Below are 15,862 nucleotides of genomic sequence, written 5' to 3'. Positions count from 1 at the left end.
CCTTGGAGTGTTAACAGATTATCTATGCTTTGCTTCAAAACTTGCAGGGGCAACGTTGTTGTTCTTGCTGTGTAATCGAGAACTGTTTTAGTAACCGATATACTCCTGTATTTGCCACAGAGTTTCTTTTAAACTTAATCGCTTTACTAGCTGGTAAATCATTTCTGTTTTCAATGTTTTGAAAAAGCTTTCAATAACGGCATTATCCCAACAATTTCCTCGTCGACTCATGCTGGGTTTAAGATGCCAACTCTTGAGTAGCGCGAGGTAATTATCACTGATAAATTGTCTACCTTGGTCTGTATGCACCATCAAGCCATTTGGTGGCTTTCAATTCCATAGTGCTCTTTTTAAGGCCGTTTCAACAAGCTCTGAGCGCATATGAGACTCAAAATCCCAACCAACTACTTTGCGTGAGAATAGGTCAATATAGGTAGCGAGGTAACCTTTTCCTTCCGTTGTCTTGATTTCGGTGATGTCGCCTACCCATACTTGATTGGGTAGAATTACATTAAAATTCCGATTAAGTCGATTCGGTGCAATCTTTTGGCGACTCATGACAATGTCATTTTTTAAGTGGGCTTTTAGTGTTCGAGTACCTGCGTTTTCTTTGAATTCATAAAACGCATTGGTGACTTTGGCTTGCTCTGATTTTTTAATCAATTCTCGATTTTTATGGCTAATTTTCGCCAACTAAAGTAACTGCTTTTAGGCACGTCTAGTGCATGAATCATGGCTTGTAAATTAAACGCTTTTTCGTGCTGCTTAATCCAGGCGTACTTTACTTGTCTTGGCTTGCAAAGTACGCCGTTGCTTTTTTTAATATGTCTCGCTCTTCTTTTAACTGGCGGTTTTCTGCTTTAAGTCGTGCTAACTCTTGTTCTGGTGTTTCGCTGTTTAATTTAAGAACCGCTAAATCATTGTCTTGTTTGTAATTGTGAATCCATGAATAAACGCACTGGATGAAATATCATAGTCACGAGCCACTTTTGCAGCAGTTCGATTTGCAACCAGCACGGCTTCGATCACGTCTTTTTTCAGTTTGTCGTCGTATTTACGTTGAGCCATCATTTTCTCCTTAGATGATGAAATTATATCAATCATCTAGGTACGAAATAGTGAAGCCACTGCACCTGTTTATCGAGCGGCTACCAAGCAAAAACCGGAAACCACACTGGATGCGCTAGAGGAGAAATGGGGCAAACAACATCCCTTATTAATTAGGCTGCAATTTTGTAACTTCTTCTGAAAATTTCAACAAGTTTTTGGTCTTGAACTCGAGTTAATAACAGTTTTTGCTTACCGCAATCTTTATTCAAAAAGCAGAGTTCAATTTCTGTGATAAACCAATCTTTGCTACCTCTTACAAGTTTTACATGCGTAGCTCTTCGGCTATATTTATATGAGTTTGGAACTGACTCCCCACTCTTACTTTCGTAAATAGCTCTATTTCGGTAGGTTTTGGGCAACCCTAATTCTTCAAGCATCGCTTCTGCTTGCTCAGCAAGTCTTTTTATTTGATAAAACTCATTATAGGTATGAGCTTTAGCTTTACCATTCTCTTGACGTAATGCATTCTCAATAGCCAATTTATTTTCAGTACAAACTTTTAATTTAGTCATTTTAAAATTTCTCTTTATATTTAATTTATTGAATCTTGTGATTCTATTTTCAAATTTACAGAGAATATTTTCCTAAATATATAGTTTTTTTTATTTTTTGAGCAATTAATTTTTAAGTCGTCGTTTTTAAAAAATAATTTAATCCACTAATCCTTTATATCTTTCTCTATCATTAAAAGTATCTATGTAACGAGTAGTTTAAAGAGAAATAAATATGACAACTGAAATTAATTCTATAACGATAGAAGAATACTCAAAAAGGTGTTTAGCTTTAATTAAAGAGTTTGAAGTAAAGACAGGTTATGCATTTGAAAATCACCAAAATAATTTTTTGGTTTGGTTAGATATCAAGTCAAACACCCTTTCTCCAGCGACCAACCGACTATATCGTTCGGCGGTTCAGTATTGCTTTAAGCATTTCTTTGACATTGATGTTTTGAGTTTAAATTCCAATTTTATGCAGAGTGGTGTCTCTAAAAAGCAGATAAGGGCCAAATTTGGTAAACGTACTTCAGCAAAAAAAGCAAAGTCAATAGATTTAAAAACATGGAATCTTCTTAAGCCAGTATTGAAAGTGTCAAAAAGCGCTCATGCAAAGCTAGCCTTGCATATCCTTCAAGCGTCAAAAGTATTTGGATTACGGCCAGTAGAGTGGGCTTATGCAGAAATGATTTATCTAAGTAGAGATGATTATGCTTTGAAAGTAAAAAATGCCAAAGCTACTCAAGGCAGGTCTTTTGGCAAGTTTAGAACAGTTGAATTTAATACTTCAAGTTTAGAAAAGGAAGAACTGGATTTAGTAGAGGGGATTAAATCAGCAGACTGGTTAATTAATTTTTTTTCTTCTACAGGGTTAAATAACAATCCAGAGGCTTATCGCAAATACGTTGATGTTCAACTTATTAAATCAAGGCAGTATTTAAATCAATTGTTTCGTAAAAACAATAGGTTAAAGTCAGTGCCTATTAACAAACGAATTTCACTTTATAGTGCGAGGCATCAGTTTGCAGCGGATGCAAAAAGGAATGGTCTTTCTTCAATAGAAATAGCAGCTTTAATGGGGCACGGTTCTGTAGAAACAAACGGTAAATTCTATGGAAGAAAAATTAATGGTAAGCATGATTTCTTTGTAAAAGCAGCTACTGAGGATGTTCTCAAAATATCCTCTAAAACCTCTCATCAATCATTCGTACCGAATTCTAATTAGACTCAAATTAGGTTTAGATTAGATTCAAATTCTCCTCATTTAGTTTTCATTTTCATTTTTTCTTAAAAACTTCCGAAAAAAATAAATTAATTCCTGACTTTTCAGATTCAAAAATGTACCTTGGATTTATAGCATGAAATTTATTAGGAGTGAATATGCAGTGGCAGGACAAATTATCTCAGTTATCAAATGTTTTCAGAGTCGGTCTTGATAAAGGGGTAACCATTCAATATTTGGTCGATAGTCATTCAGTTGAAATACTCACTTTACTGAGAACACATAAAAACAAAGGACCGTTGTCTTTGAAAAGCCTCTCTCAAGCTTTAGGTATAAATCCGAATAGTCTGAAGACATGTTTATCAAGAAAAACCAAAGTGTCTTCTGATTTACCTAAACCTATTTCAACTCAAACATTCATGTCGAAAAAAATACTAACAAATGCAGAACAACCTCTTCTTGAAAGAAGAGCATCTGAGGATTCAGAAAGAATTGAACGCTGTATCTATTTTAAGGGTGAACCTATAAACAGTATAGAAATCAATTGGGTGTTGTCAAAACAAAATTTTCATCTTAACTACAAGAACAAAATATTTGAAATGTTTTACAAGTCTGAAAAATCTGGACTTATGTTTTTCAATGCTAAACCCTTCGAAAATGAAGTTCTTATTTCACAAATTATTAAATTCGATATTAAACATCAAGTTTTCAAATAAAAGGAGAATACTATGAAAACGATTTATTTAAGCCACGGTGATAAAGGGGGCACAGGTAAAAGCTTTGTTGCCAATACGATTGGAAGTTTTTTTGAAATGAATAAACAGCCATTTTTGTTAATAGAGTCAGATGCAAATGAAAATGGGGGGCAGCCTGATGTGGGACCTAGGTTTGAGCTTTCTGAATATGCACAAGTCGCATCAGCACCCATATCAGGTGCGGGATCTTCTCGAGATTTAATTGCTCAGCTTTTCGAGTTAATCGATTCAACCGATGTAGAACACATTGTTATTAATACCCCTGCTGGGGCTAGTGATGTTTTAGAAGACGTGGGCGAACTGCTTGGAATGGCTTGCAAAGAACTGGGCTTCCGTCTTGTTATCTTTTATAGCTTATTTAAAACTGAAGTTGCCATAAAGCAAGCTGAAAAGGTTATGCATGGAAAATTAGCTAAATATGCTCATGAAATTTATCTCGTGAAAAATCGCTTTTTTGGCACAGCTAAGATTTCAAAGGCACTAAATTCGTACCCCGTTTTTGAGTTTGATGTGATACATGAAAATGTTATGAGACTGATTAAAGAAGATGAGAGTTTAGCAGAGGCTTTGATTAGATTGCCAGTTTTACAACGTATTCAATTAAATCAATTTTTTGAAGCTTTGAAGCGACAAGATATTGAAATCGTTCTGCAACTTTTGGAGGCTTGATATGGTTATGTTATTTGAGAAGTTTGAAAGAAAACAGTCAGAACAAATTGAAAAGGTATCAATTAAGGATTTGGTTTTTAGAGAACTTGGTTCTGATAAAAATAAAGGACAGATCTATGATGCCTTGAAAGATTACCCTGATGATGACCCAATTTTTATACTTTTATATATTACCTCAAAGGCTGCAAATAATAATGAAAGGTATTTGATCAATAATGGAATATTGCTAACAGAGTTAAAAAGATTATCTGAAGAAGATTCAAACCTTTTTGCTAATGCTTTGATTGATATAAAGAAAGATACTGAAGCAACTAACCTTGCCCTATGTTCTAGGAAAAGGTCAGAATTTCAGAAGAGAAATAATCTGTTATTAAAAGCTATTAAGAAACACATTTCTGAGCCCAATAGCTATTCTCAGAATAAATTTTTGTATTGGCATTTTTGGGGAATTTATTCTTTATTCATAATCCTTTTTTTGGCTCAATAAAAAAAATGAGAAACTGCTCATTTTTCTAGTAGTGATAAATAAAGCTTCTATTTATTTCTATGATTGATAATCTTGATTCGACATTATCATTAACAAATGGCTATTGAGGATATATGGGTAGTTGAAATGTCTGTGTGTATGACTCAGCTTGTATGGCTCTTGATTGTGACTTAAGGATTCCTGGCATTAATTCATCAAGTTAATGGATGTTGTGTTGACACTAGAAGCTTAAACGGATTTGTAGAACATTCTGATTTATGCGATCAATCATTTTGGTATAGCTCAATCTAAAGATTATTATGATGGACTGGCTAAGACAATGGATACGTTAACGTTTTATCCTGAATTCGGTTTGCCTTCTGGCTTAGTCAAGGTCGGCTTACTAAGGTTTATATATTAGAAGCATGTTATTAACTCCTGCTTAAGGAATCATCAGTTAAAGGTTATGTGAATCTTAAAACATAAACAAGACCCTTTAAGTTAAGCACAAAAGTCTGTTATTGATCTTATAGAAATAGCCTCTAAGCTTTAATCTGAAAAAAGATAATCTACAATCTCAACCTGGAAAAAAGAATGACAGTTGAAAAAACACAAGTGGTTGCAAAAGCCTTAATGAATGTTAAAGAAGAGTTTTCAATTTCTAATGAAGTTGTGGGTGGAATTATTGGTGCGGATGCCAGTACTGTGTTTCGCATTGGTAAAAAAGGTGACATGAAAGAGAACAAATCATATGAAGCTGCTCTGTTATTGATTCGTGTATATCGCTCTTTATATGCTTTGTTTGGCGGTTCTAAAAAGGCAATGTATCATTGGCTTAATACTGAGAACCAAGATTTCCAAAAGCAGAAGCCTGTCTCTATCATGGCAAGTTGGATAGGTTTAGTTGAGGTTGTTCAGTACCTTGATGAAATGCGAGGTCATGCTTAGTAGTTTTTTCACTTAGCCAGTGCCAATTAACTGGCCATCGCATTGTGGAATCTCAAGAGAAAGTAGCTACCATGAAGATTGTCGATTCTTTTGAAGAGCAGTCTTTGCTTGAAGCGTTGATAGACAACACGAAGCCTAAATCAGGTGAGCGTCACTATTTAATTCAAACCCCTTTTCGTTATCCACCTCTCAATCATGGTTCACGCTTTGCCACACGATTTGAGCCGTCATTGTTTTATGCAGGTTTAAGTTTAAATAGTGCTTTGTGTTAGTCTGCTTTTTATATTTTTTATTTTGCAAGCCGCATGCTTAAACCTTTTGAGGATATTATTATTAATCACAAGACTTCGTTTGGTGTTGGAATTGAATCTGATTGCTTTGTGGATTTAAAGGGTGACAAATCTATATGTGATAAACAGGACTACAATAAATCTCAAAGAACCGGCAAACAAATGAGAGAGCAAGGTGTGCAAGTGTTTTCTTATACCTCTGCCAGATGTACACATGCTGAAGATATTGGCGTTTTTGATATTGACGCAATTAAAAGTGTAAAACCTGACGAAATGGTTGAATGGGAAATTAAACAGACTTCTGATAGTATTTTGTTTTTCTGCTCAGCTTATCCAGATAAAAGCACTGAGTTTTCTATTGAGAAATTTTTGGTTGATGGGGAATTGCCTGTACCAAGTAATTAGGACCGTCTTAATGATCATTTGGAGTTGGTTAACTTAAAATAGAGTCATGAAAAAAATTAAAAAGTTCATTATAGACATGTCTCATGTCGAATTAAAAAATGATGTTGCCTCGTTTTAAAAACTTCTAGCATAAGGCCATCAACTTTAGTCAAGTTGCGCTTAAGGTAGAAGTGTTAAGAACCCGTTTGAAAATTTCGACTTCTCATACATCAAAAGAGAACTCTTTTGGTATACATCATGCCAAAATTTCAACAAGTCACAATAAGCCAATTTTTTACAAAACAAGCTACATTTCTATAATATCTAACGTCATTATTCAACTTTGGCATCATTACTCGATCAAGTCATGTAATCTGTTTTTTATTTACACAACTCGTAGGTGTTTTCTTTGATGGCTCTTGCGTAAATGCAGCTGACTTCTAGTAAGTTATAGGCTTGTAATAGTGGCTTGAGGTCTTGGCTTTGTTTTTTGCCTAGGCCGGCTTCGTTAATAATGTTTTTTAGCACTTGGTTTTTGGCTGAGTTGTTTACATTTGACCAGGCCTGGATACTTAGTAGTGTGAACTGAGTGCTTACTTCTGGATTTTGATTAGCGGTTATTTTTGCCATATTAAAAGCGTTATAGAACTCTTTATCATACTCGTTTAATTCTATTTTAACGGCTAATAGGTTTAACCAGGCTTTGGGCCATTTTGGCGTAATTTTGGTTTGTTTTCTGAAGGCTTCTAAAGCTTGTACTCTATTGCTTTGACTTGCTTGATTACCGAACGGTTGATCGTATGTTTTCCATTGATAAATTTTGCCCGCACTTTCTTGTAAAAAGGCGTTGTTTACAGGACTCATGTTAATGGCTTTTTGGCTAGCTTGATTGGCATTTGACCAGGCCTGGTCAATCGGTTTAAAGGCGATTTGGTCTGATATTTTGGCTTTGTTTTGCCAATCTTCTAAAAAAAGAGTGGTTTGTAAGCCGTATAGGCTAGAGAGTAGCATTTTAGTGCTTACAAAAATTACCAGCCCTGCTATAAATATTAGGCTTATGGCTTTAAGTTTTTTGTCTTTGGTTTGTAGTGTATGGCTGCTTGTCATTTTGTTATATCTTTGTCTGATTATTCTGATATTTTTCAGATTTTTTGTAGGTTAACTAGAAAAGGACTTTTAGGCTCTTGCAGGGTTTCTAATAAATTAGGTAACAGTTTATCTCCAAGCGTATCTTGTAGTCGACAAAATCGGCTTGTAAAAGCTTCTAGTCTTAAAGATAAGTCTGGTTCATGCTCTAGGTCTTCAACTAGTCTTAGTGTAAGTGGTGGATTAAAGGCTTTAGATTCGGCATAGAGAAGTAAATCAATTTCTCCACCTTTTGCGTTGTCATCTGTTCTGGATCCAAACAGTTTTACTTGTGCTTGCTCATCAAGACAATGATGCACAGTTGTTGTGATAGTTTGAATTTGATGATCTGCGAGTCTCATTGCAAAATCTTCTAATTAGCTTGTTTCTATATTAATCCAATGCTTTAGACTTTGCCAAACAGTTTTAGATTAAGGGTGGGACTCGCTAAAAAGCCTTTCTCTTATCTTGTTTGGACGGTCTAAGTTTTATGGTTGATAAAATTAAATTGTTAATTTAAATCTATTCTTCATAATGCGTTTTTGCGCGTACTACTAATACAACGCAACAATTATGTTCTATTCTATAAACAATACGGTCCTGAAAACTCAAACGAACGGAATAGTAGCCTTTTAAGTCACCAACTAATGGTTTGCCTGTTTCAGGCATGATTGATATTTTATTTCTGAGTATGTCTTTTAGTTTGTTTTTGAGTTTTGGGCTTAACTTTGTAATATCTTTTTGGGCTTGTTTGGTAAATTCAATTTGATAGTTTTGACAGCTCACAAGGGCTCACCAAAGACTTCTTCAAAACTTGAAACCTGCCCTGCATCGGCTTCTTGTAAAGATTGATTAAACTTCTGTTTAAAATCTGGCTGAGACAAAAGGTGTAATGTTTCTTGTAAACTTTCATAGTCTTGAGCCGACATGATTATGGCGTTACCAGACTTGTGTTGGATCTCAAAAATTTCATGTTGCTGGTTGGTTTGTTTAATGAGTTCAAAAAAAGTTTTTCTAGCTTCGGTTGCTGTTACTAGCATAACGGTATCCTTTTACTTGATGTACCGAATAGTGTACCATTTTTTTGTTGCGCCACACTTATCAAATAATTTCTATTATTACGTTATTACACGACTTGATCAGGTAACCTTTTTCATTACGTCATTATCCAGCTTGACTGGGTAATCTGTGTTTTCCTTTGTAAGAAACCCGGGCCGAGCCCGAGGATGACGGAGTTGCTTAAACCCGAGGATGACGGTGTGTGTTCATGGATTGCCACGTCGCTTTGCTCCTCGCAATGACGGTTTGAGGGTTCGTTATTACGTTACTAGATTGGTAATCTGTTTCATTACGTCATTATCCAGCTTGACTGGATAATCTGTGTTTGCCTTTGTAAGATCCCCGGGTCAAGCCCGAGGATGACGGAGTTGTTCAGGCTTGAGCATGCCGGGATTGATTCACCACGAAGTCACGAAGACGCGAAGTTTTTTGTTTTTGTCATTACGAGTGAAGCGTAGTAATCCAGGGATTAAGTTTGATGTTTGCTATGCCTTTGCAAGATCCCCGGGTCGAGCCCGAGGATGACGGAGTTTCTCAAGCTCGAGGATGATGGTGTGTGTTCATGGATTGCCACGTCGCTTTGCTCCTCGCAATGACAGTCTAGTGGTTCGTCATTACCCGACTTTATCAGGTAATCTTTTCATTACGTCATTATCCAGCTTGACTGGATAAGCTTTGTTTTGACCTTTTTTGGGTTTAACCGCGTAGAGTGTTTAAAATTTGTTTTTGGTGATTTCAATCGGGTTGTCTAGCACTAGTTTTTTTGCTTTGGTTTCTCCGATTAAATCAATGGCTATTTGTAGGCTTTCTTGTATAACAGGCCGGCGATAGCGTTTATTGTGAGCATCGGTGGCCATTATTGTGATTTTGTCTTCTAACAAAAGTTGTTCTGCAAATGCTTTTGATTGCATGCCAAAGTTACCGGTTAAGGCACTGGCGGTAAGTTGGGTTAGGCAGCCTTGGTCTAAAAAGGGTTTTAGTTTGTTAGGGTTGTCGATAATGGCTTGATTACGCTCTGGATGAGCAATGATTGGTACGATGTTTTGGGAGAGTAACCACTTTGTTAGGTTGTCACTACCAATAGGAATCATGTTATTGGGAAATTCAAGCAGTAATACGTTTTGGTTATTCCATTCGCCAAGAAACGGCAGGGTATTTAGTTTTACTGCTTGGAGTATTTCTGGCCCAATACGAACTTCGGCGGCGGCACTAACTTGTAGGTTAAGTTTTTGGGTTTGTAGTTCGGCTTTAAACTGCTTTAGGGCATTATCGATTGAATCAAGAGTGTTGTCATATCTCCCAGGATGAATATGCGGTGTGCATACCATATGGGTGAAGCCTTCTTCGATGGCAACTTTAGCAAGTTCAATAGAAGTTGCTAGGTCTGGTGCGCCATCGTCAATGCCGGGTAGAAGATGGTTATGTAGGTCGTACATAATTTAACCTAACTTTACTTAACTTAACTTAAGTTAAGTGAATTATGCTTTTTTAGATTTTGGGTCACTGTAACCATAATAATCGTAGTAACCTTCATAAGAGTATCCTTGTTTTTTGGCTTTTTTGATATCGACTTGGTTAAGAATTACTCCACGAATAGGGGCGTTATTTTGTAATAATTTGCCTACACCTTTAACAACGGTTTGAGTTTTAGTATCGTCTGATTTGACTACATAAATAACCGAGTCTGCATAAGTTGAGAGGACAATTGAGTCGCTCACTGCTTGAATTGGAGGACTGTCGATTATGATTCGCTCATATTTGGTTGAGAGATCAGTGAGAATTTCTTTAAAACGATCCGAAGCTAGTAGCTCTAAAGGGTTTGGCGGAACCACTCCCGCTACAATGGTGTCTATACCTCCATATAGAGATTTAACGCAGTCTTCAAATGTGTTGCTGCCCGCAATTAGATTTGCCAGGCCTGGTGTGCCAGGAGGTAATCCCAGGATTTTTGACATAGTGGGGCGACGCATATCTGCTTCTATAAGCAGGGTGTTTTCCATTTGGCTAATCGCATCTGCCAAGTTAATGGATACTGTACTTTTACCTTCACCAGGTACAGAAGAGGTGACTACTACTACTTTATGAAGACTTTCTATTGAAGATAGCATGACACTAGTGCGAATGGTTCTAACGGATTCGGTAAAGATTTTGTCGCTATTTTTATGAAAAGTTAGAGCGACCTTTTGGTCTTTAGAGGTGTGTTTTATATAAGGTAGAATACCTAAAACAGGTAGGTTGAGCTTTTGTTCTACTTCATCACTTGTTTTAAAGGTATTATTTAGGGCATTAAATAACAACGTTAAAAATACTGCTAATAACCCAGTTAAAAGACCCGCTAAAATCACAATTAATGGCTTTTTGGGTTTGATGGGCTCATTTGGTACAACAGCTGGATCAACAATACGAGCATTGGTTGTGTTTAGGTCTGATGTAGCTGTCGTCTCTTTTAAACGAGTCATAAAGGTATCAAATATTGCTTGGTTAGAATCTACTTCTCTCTGAAGTTCACGAAGCTTAAATTCATTTTTTGAAATGTCTTTAATCTGTTCTTTATTCTCTTTTACCGAACTTTTTAATGAGTATTCATTCGCGGCAGCAATTTGATATTTGCGCTTAATTCCTGCCACAATTTGGGCAACTTGAGATTTAAGGCTGGCTTGAGCCGCATTTAAATCACTTAAGGCTGCTTGCATAGCAGGATGGCGTTTCCCGTAACGTTTTGAAAGTTCTTCTACTTTGGCTTTAGCGCGAGCTTCTTCTGCTTTAAATGTTTGGATTAAGGGGTTACTTAAAACCGCAGGTACGCTGGATAGTTTTTGCCAGTCATTCTTTTTAATCGTTCTTACTTGGCGATATTGGCTTTCCGCTTCGGCACGTTTACTACGGGCATCAACGAGTCTTTGGTTGATTGCTGAAAGTTCATTGGCGGAAACAGTGACTATTCCATCAACATCGATTAGACCTTCTTTTTCTTTAAAGGCTTGTAGCTTGTTTTCTGATTTCTGAAGATTAATTTTTAGCTCTTCTAAACGACTATTCATCCAGGTGCTAGCTGTTATGCTGGCTTGCATTGCCGCATCTAACTGGCTGTTAATGAAGTTTTCGCCTAGTTTGTTAGCCGCTTTTGCCGCCATAACGGGGTCTGTCATATCTACTTTGATAACGACTAATTGACTCTTTTTTATTGGAGAAATGGAGACTTTTTTCATAAAAGATTGGACAACACCATCAAGAATTTCTTGTTCTGTCGGTAGTGGCTCGGCTTCTAATTCTTCTGGAGTGACTCCAGGAATTAATTTTTTTACATTCAGGTCTTTAAGCCAACCTTTTATGTCAATTAATGGGGGTTCTTGTTGTGAGGGATCAAATTCTTTATGGGTGGTTAAGTTTAAGTCTTTAACGACACTTTCCGCTAAAGCTCTTGATTTCAATAGTTCAAATTGAGTTTGTAAATACTCACTACTGCCGCCGTCAAGACCATATACCTGTTCAATAGAGACAACATTGGAACCTTTTTCTTCAATTTGCATTGTTGCTGAGGCTTGATAAGTTGGAGCTATGCTCATGACTACTAACGCTGTTAGCAGCATGACAACAAAAACTAGACTTATAATCCGCCATTTTCTTCGCCACACTAACTTTATTAACGGGAGCAGGTCGATGACATCATTATTAAGTGGGGTATTTTGGTTTTGTTCAAGAATTTGCGAATTAGTAGACATTTAAAAGAAGCCTTGATCAATGGTAATAGAGTCGCCAGGCATAACAAGGTCTTCCATGTCGACATATTTGGGTGTTTTCGAAGCGTCGGATTCCCGAATAATTGTCATGCGTCTTTCTGAGGCGCGTTCTGTTAAGCCTCCCGCTAATGCTATTGCTCTTCGTACGGTAAGGCCTGGTTGGTAAGGATAGCCATCGGGATCTTTTACTTCTCCGCTGATATAAAACTGACGATATTCTAAAACAGTGACTGATACACGAGGTTTAACTAGGTAATCCCCTGTTAGAGCCTTGGTTATTTTTTGTTGTAGTTGCGAGGCGGTTAAGCCTTCAGCTTTAACTTGACCTATGAATGGGTAGCTAAAACTTCCCGATTCATCAAGTTTAATCGATTCAAGGCTTAAGTCCTCTTCTGAAAAGACGGTAATCGATATGACATCTCCCGAGGAGAGTGTGTAATCAGTATTCGTGTTTTGTGTTGCAGCGGACCAAGCTATAGATGGCATTAGAATTAAGTTTAGAGTGATGATTAGGCGAAAAAAATTTGCCATATTGCTTTACCAGATTTGTGTTGTTGAATTTTTAATGTTGATATTATAGGCCAACATTAAATGTTAACTTATAGATATTTCGATTGTACTCTTGAGTACTGTCTGTTGATGTTCTATCGCTATGTTGGAAGTCAAATGCAATATCCGCCCAACGTCTAATGTTGTAGGTAATTCCAGCTCCAATTGAATTGGTAGTGTCTTTTCGAATGCCATTGTAATCATCGGTTCTATTGTTTAATGAAACCTGGCTAGCGTAACCTCTGCCCCAATCGTGCTTCCATTGTATTCCATTATTGGCTGAGTCTGTGTATGAAGCCCCGTAGCTTCCTTCATCAATTTGTTGGTTGGTTGTTAAGGTAACGGTTGAATAGGTTAGAGGGCTCCAGTCTACACTAGCTTCCCATTTTGTTAAATTAGCGTTAGCTCGACTTGAATCATCAAAATCTTTGGTTTCACTACCAAATTTTGCATGTCCAGTTGTTTTTGCAGTAGCTTCCCATCTTGCTCCGAGTAAGTAGGATATGTTTGTAGCGTCTAATGCGGTATTGGTAACGTAATCATGTCTTGATCCGTTTAGTTCTGCAACTAGTTTGGTTTTATCTGTAATTTTATACAAGAATGCAGCTCTGTAAGCAGTTGAATCTCTTTCTCGGTCTAAATTTAGACCATTACCTGAGCGGTGGATTTCATGATTTACACCAAATTCTATGTTGCCTGTTGCAGAAGGAGCTCCATAAACATAGCTGGCGCCAATATTAGTCTGTTTAAAGCTATTAATGGTGTTTGCAACAAAGGCATTTGCGGCGCTTTCAGTTTTATCAAGCCCAATTTCAATGTCAAGTTGATTGCGAACATCAAAATTAAATGTCGCTGTACCTGTCACAAAGTAGCTTGTTAGGTCTTTTGCGTTTGAAGCACTATAAAGTTCGTATTTAATACCTGATTTTAATTGATAAAGTGTTTTATCACCATAAGCGGTGACTAAGACACCAGGAGTAATTGCAGTAATCCATGAATCTGGTCCATTATTGACAGCCTGATAGTTGTCATCGTATGTCCCTGAAATTTCTACGGCAGGGGTAACTTCAAGACCTTCAAAATCGATAGCAGCCGGATCTAAGGCGTAGCTTGAACCACTATAGATTAGGGTTAATGCCGTAATGAGTCGGTTTTTATACGTATTCATAATGCTCTGCTCGCAATTACCCCTGAAAAGCTGCGCTTAACAGGGTAGGGTTTTAGTTTGAATTTTATTTAGTTTGGACTAGATGAGGTACCACCACCAGCTGCGGCAGGCGTTGGTATGTTTGCAGCGATGTTTGCTGTTGGATTTGTTACTCCACCAGCTGCAGTAGGCGCCAATTGAATCATGAGTGAAGCAATTTGGGCAACGTTATCTGGCGATGCAGCGATTGAAGCATCGGCAAATTGTTGTGATAACTCTGGATGAGCTTCAACCGCACCGGTAAAAATTGCATTAACCATGTTTTCATCAGCAGAATAGTTTGCAATAAGCTCAGCAACTTTATCTACTAGGCTTTGGCAGCTTTCAGATACAACAAACTCTTTGTTTGGATTGGGCTTTTTGCATTGAATGTCTTTAAGACCAGCGGCTTCTTCTTTAGTTAAAGTTCCTCCCGCTTTTTCAATCGATGCAACAGTTTTTTGGTCTGCATTAGCATGGGTTGCAAGTAGCAGCAATGAAGTCGCTAATACAGTTAAGATGTTACGCATTTTAGTGCTCCTAATTATTTGTTTGTTTAAATTTGTTTTATGTAAATTTATTAAATTAAAGCTGTTTAATTTAAGTGATGTCATCATTTACTTTCATTAATTACATAATACACATCGATGTATATTGATATTAAATACGTATTTTATATAAGAAAAAACTGATTAGCAAATTTATTTATCTTATTTTTAAGCCAACCTGGAGTTGTTTTTTACTTAAAAAATAATGAGTTATTACAAAAAAGACTTAACTCCGGTTACAATTAACTACTTTGGCGTAATTACTTAATTACTTAATTACTTAATTACTTAGGTATGCAGCTTTGTAAGCTATTTATGTATATCAATTAGTTTTGTTACTTCTTGTTAATGTGTAGCTTAATGGAAGTTTTTACATGTGTATGTGTAATATTTGTTAATTTTTATTAATATTTGATAAGTTTTATTACACGGGAAGAAAATCTGATATTTATTTTGATTCCACCAGGCCTGGTGGAATGCATTGAGGTTTGTATTGTTGCTATTTGCCTATAGGGAGGTAGCGGCCAATATTTTGAAAAAATGAGGGTCTAAAACATTCTGTGGGGATTTTATGTTTAATTTCTTCATGTAACTGTGGTAATTTTGACCAGTGCACGCCTTGTTTGAAATGGTGCGCGGTATGAAAGCCTAAGTTTCCGGTTAGGGTGTTAAACCATTTGTCAGTAATGTTGTGTGAGCTGCAAAATTGATCACTGCTCTCTAAACCGGTGTGATGGCCGTAGGTTGCCCATGAGGTATAGGCTAGACTGCCTATCATTGGCAATATAAATATAAATAGGGCGTTAACCGGATTTAGGTAAGTTAATACTCCTAGCAGTATTAATGTAATGGTTCCAAAAACCAAAAACTGACGTTGGAGTTTAGGGTAGTTTTTGCCTACTTTATAGCCTCTTGGGTAGGCAGTTAGTGTGACGTTAAGAGTGTATTCCAGCATTCCCATCTGTGAGCCATCGGTTCGTTTCCAGCGGCTTTCGTCTTTTTCTTGATCTAAAAAGTTACGGTGATGTCCTAGGTTGTGATGCAACACCCATAGGTTAGTGGTTACCCCCGTATGCAAGGCATAAAAGAATTCTAAAATTCGATTCAGTGTTTTACCTTTGAATACATGGCAGTGTTGATGGTGATGGTTCCATGCAGAAATAATGCCTTTGGGTATAATCATTAATAACCAAAAACCGACTAAGATCCAGATATTTTGTAGTTCAAAATAAACAATAAAATCGACTAATGAGATTAATAAAATTAAGATGACGGGTAGGCGGTCAGCAGAGTGTTTAAACAATGAAATTCCAGAAT

General features: G+C 36.8%; 21 protein-coding genes. 7 read left to right on the top strand and 14 right to left on the bottom strand.

Going from position 1 to position 15,862, the window contains the following annotated elements:
• Positions 1–87: 87 nt before the first annotated feature.
• From BS34_RS13245 to BS34_RS0110195, 4 genes are all read right to left on the bottom strand, one after another.
• Positions 88–231, bottom strand: a complete 144-nt coding sequence (locus BS34_RS13245) for an IS3 family transposase (protein ID WP_369699489.1) — start codon at positions 229–231, stop codon at positions 88–90.
• Positions 232–330: 99 nt separating this feature from the next.
• Complete coding sequence (locus BS34_RS12710) at positions 331–693, bottom strand: DDE-type integrase/transposase/recombinase (RefSeq protein ID WP_051640845.1); 363 nt, start codon at positions 691–693, stop codon at positions 331–333.
• Positions 694–912: 219 nt separating this feature from the next.
• The gene (locus tag BS34_RS12990; RefSeq protein WP_158661006.1) at positions 913–1,068 is read right to left on the bottom strand and encodes a transposase; all 156 of its coding nucleotides are present in this window, start codon (positions 1,066–1,068) and stop codon (positions 913–915) included.
• 152 nt (positions 1,069–1,220) lie between these two features.
• Positions 1,221–1,622 carry a hypothetical protein gene (locus BS34_RS0110195; protein ID WP_029408411.1) on the bottom strand — a complete coding sequence of 134 codons (402 nt, stop codon included), beginning with the start codon at positions 1,620–1,622 and terminating at the stop codon, positions 1,221–1,223.
• A 214-nt stretch (positions 1,623–1,836) separates the two neighbouring features.
• Between BS34_RS0110195 and BS34_RS0110190 the strand changes: the two genes are divergently transcribed.
• From BS34_RS0110190 to BS34_RS12700, 7 genes are all read left to right on the top strand, one after another.
• Positions 1,837–2,829 (top strand): site-specific integrase, encoded by a 993-nt coding sequence (locus tag BS34_RS0110190; protein ID WP_029408410.1) that lies wholly within the window; start codon positions 1,837–1,839, stop codon positions 2,827–2,829.
• A 155-nt stretch (positions 2,830–2,984) separates the two neighbouring features.
• A complete protein-coding gene (locus BS34_RS0110185; protein ID WP_029408409.1) occupies positions 2,985–3,542 on the top strand; it encodes a hypothetical protein in 558 nt (185 codons plus the stop codon).
• 12 nt (positions 3,543–3,554) lie between these two features.
• Positions 3,555–4,250: a hypothetical protein gene (locus BS34_RS0110180; RefSeq protein ID WP_029408408.1), complete on the top strand. Its 696-nt coding sequence runs from the start codon at positions 3,555–3,557 to the stop codon at positions 4,248–4,250.
• Between the two features lies 1 nt (position 4,251).
• Positions 4,252–4,737 (top strand): DUF2207 domain-containing protein, encoded by a 486-nt coding sequence (locus tag BS34_RS0110175; RefSeq protein WP_029408407.1) that lies wholly within the window; start codon positions 4,252–4,254, stop codon positions 4,735–4,737.
• 573 nt (positions 4,738–5,310) lie between these two features.
• Positions 5,311–5,664, top strand: a complete 354-nt coding sequence (locus BS34_RS0110170; RefSeq protein ID WP_029408406.1) for an MbcA/ParS/Xre antitoxin family protein — start codon at positions 5,311–5,313, stop codon at positions 5,662–5,664.
• A gap of 71 nt (positions 5,665–5,735) precedes the next feature.
• A complete protein-coding gene (locus tag BS34_RS12705) occupies positions 5,736–5,936 on the top strand; it encodes a hypothetical protein (RefSeq protein WP_158661005.1) in 201 nt (66 codons plus the stop codon).
• Positions 5,937–5,969: 33 nt separating this feature from the next.
• On the top strand, positions 5,970–6,359 hold the full coding sequence (locus BS34_RS12700) for an RES domain-containing protein (protein ID WP_051640843.1): 390 nt from the start codon (positions 5,970–5,972) through the stop codon (positions 6,357–6,359).
• A gap of 360 nt (positions 6,360–6,719) precedes the next feature.
• On the opposite strand, the gene BS34_RS0110160 is transcribed toward BS34_RS12700, so the two are convergent.
• From BS34_RS0110160 to BS34_RS0110110, 10 genes are all read right to left on the bottom strand, one after another.
• Positions 6,720–7,445, bottom strand: coding sequence for a hypothetical protein (locus tag BS34_RS0110160; protein WP_029408405.1), 726 nt, complete (start codon positions 7,443–7,445; stop codon positions 6,720–6,722).
• Between the two features lie 35 nt (positions 7,446–7,480).
• A complete protein-coding gene (locus BS34_RS13050) occupies positions 7,481–7,825 on the bottom strand; it encodes a hypothetical protein (protein WP_051640842.1) in 345 nt (114 codons plus the stop codon).
• A gap of 160 nt (positions 7,826–7,985) precedes the next feature.
• Positions 7,986–8,249 carry a type II toxin-antitoxin system mRNA interferase toxin, RelE/StbE family gene (locus BS34_RS0110145; RefSeq protein WP_029408404.1) on the bottom strand — a complete coding sequence of 88 codons (264 nt, stop codon included), beginning with the start codon at positions 8,247–8,249 and terminating at the stop codon, positions 7,986–7,988.
• Positions 8,246–8,503 (bottom strand): type II toxin-antitoxin system Phd/YefM family antitoxin, encoded by a 258-nt coding sequence (locus tag BS34_RS0110140; RefSeq protein ID WP_029408403.1) that lies wholly within the window; start codon positions 8,501–8,503, stop codon positions 8,246–8,248. The genes BS34_RS0110145 and BS34_RS0110140 overlap by 4 nt, the downstream gene beginning before the upstream one ends.
• 732 nt (positions 8,504–9,235) lie before the next feature.
• Positions 9,236–9,958, bottom strand: a complete 723-nt coding sequence (locus BS34_RS0110135) for a tyrosine-protein phosphatase (protein ID WP_029408402.1) — start codon at positions 9,956–9,958, stop codon at positions 9,236–9,238.
• A 42-nt stretch (positions 9,959–10,000) separates the two neighbouring features.
• Positions 10,001–12,244 (bottom strand): GumC family protein, encoded by a 2,244-nt coding sequence (locus BS34_RS0110130; protein ID WP_029408401.1) that lies wholly within the window; start codon positions 12,242–12,244, stop codon positions 10,001–10,003.
• Positions 12,245–12,793: a polysaccharide biosynthesis/export family protein gene (locus BS34_RS0110125; protein WP_029408400.1), complete on the bottom strand. Its 549-nt coding sequence runs from the start codon at positions 12,791–12,793 to the stop codon at positions 12,245–12,247.
• Between the two features lie 43 nt (positions 12,794–12,836).
• Complete coding sequence (locus tag BS34_RS0110120) at positions 12,837–13,979, bottom strand: outer membrane beta-barrel protein (RefSeq protein WP_029408399.1); 1,143 nt, start codon at positions 13,977–13,979, stop codon at positions 12,837–12,839.
• A 68-nt stretch (positions 13,980–14,047) separates the two neighbouring features.
• Positions 14,048–14,527, bottom strand: coding sequence for a hypothetical protein (locus tag BS34_RS0110115; RefSeq protein WP_029408398.1), 480 nt, complete (start codon positions 14,525–14,527; stop codon positions 14,048–14,050).
• Positions 14,528–15,044: 517 nt separating this feature from the next.
• On the bottom strand, positions 15,045–15,848 hold the full coding sequence (locus BS34_RS0110110) for a fatty acid desaturase family protein (protein ID WP_199774099.1): 804 nt from the start codon (positions 15,846–15,848) through the stop codon (positions 15,045–15,047).
• Positions 15,849–15,862: the final 14 nt, after the last annotated feature.

Origin of the sequence: Thiomicrorhabdus sp. Milos-T2, from assembly GCF_000702325.1 — a bacterium.
Lineage (GTDB): Bacteria > Pseudomonadota > Gammaproteobacteria > Thiomicrospirales > Thiomicrospiraceae > Thiomicrorhabdus.
This window is presented reverse-complemented; position numbering and strand designations above follow the sequence as displayed.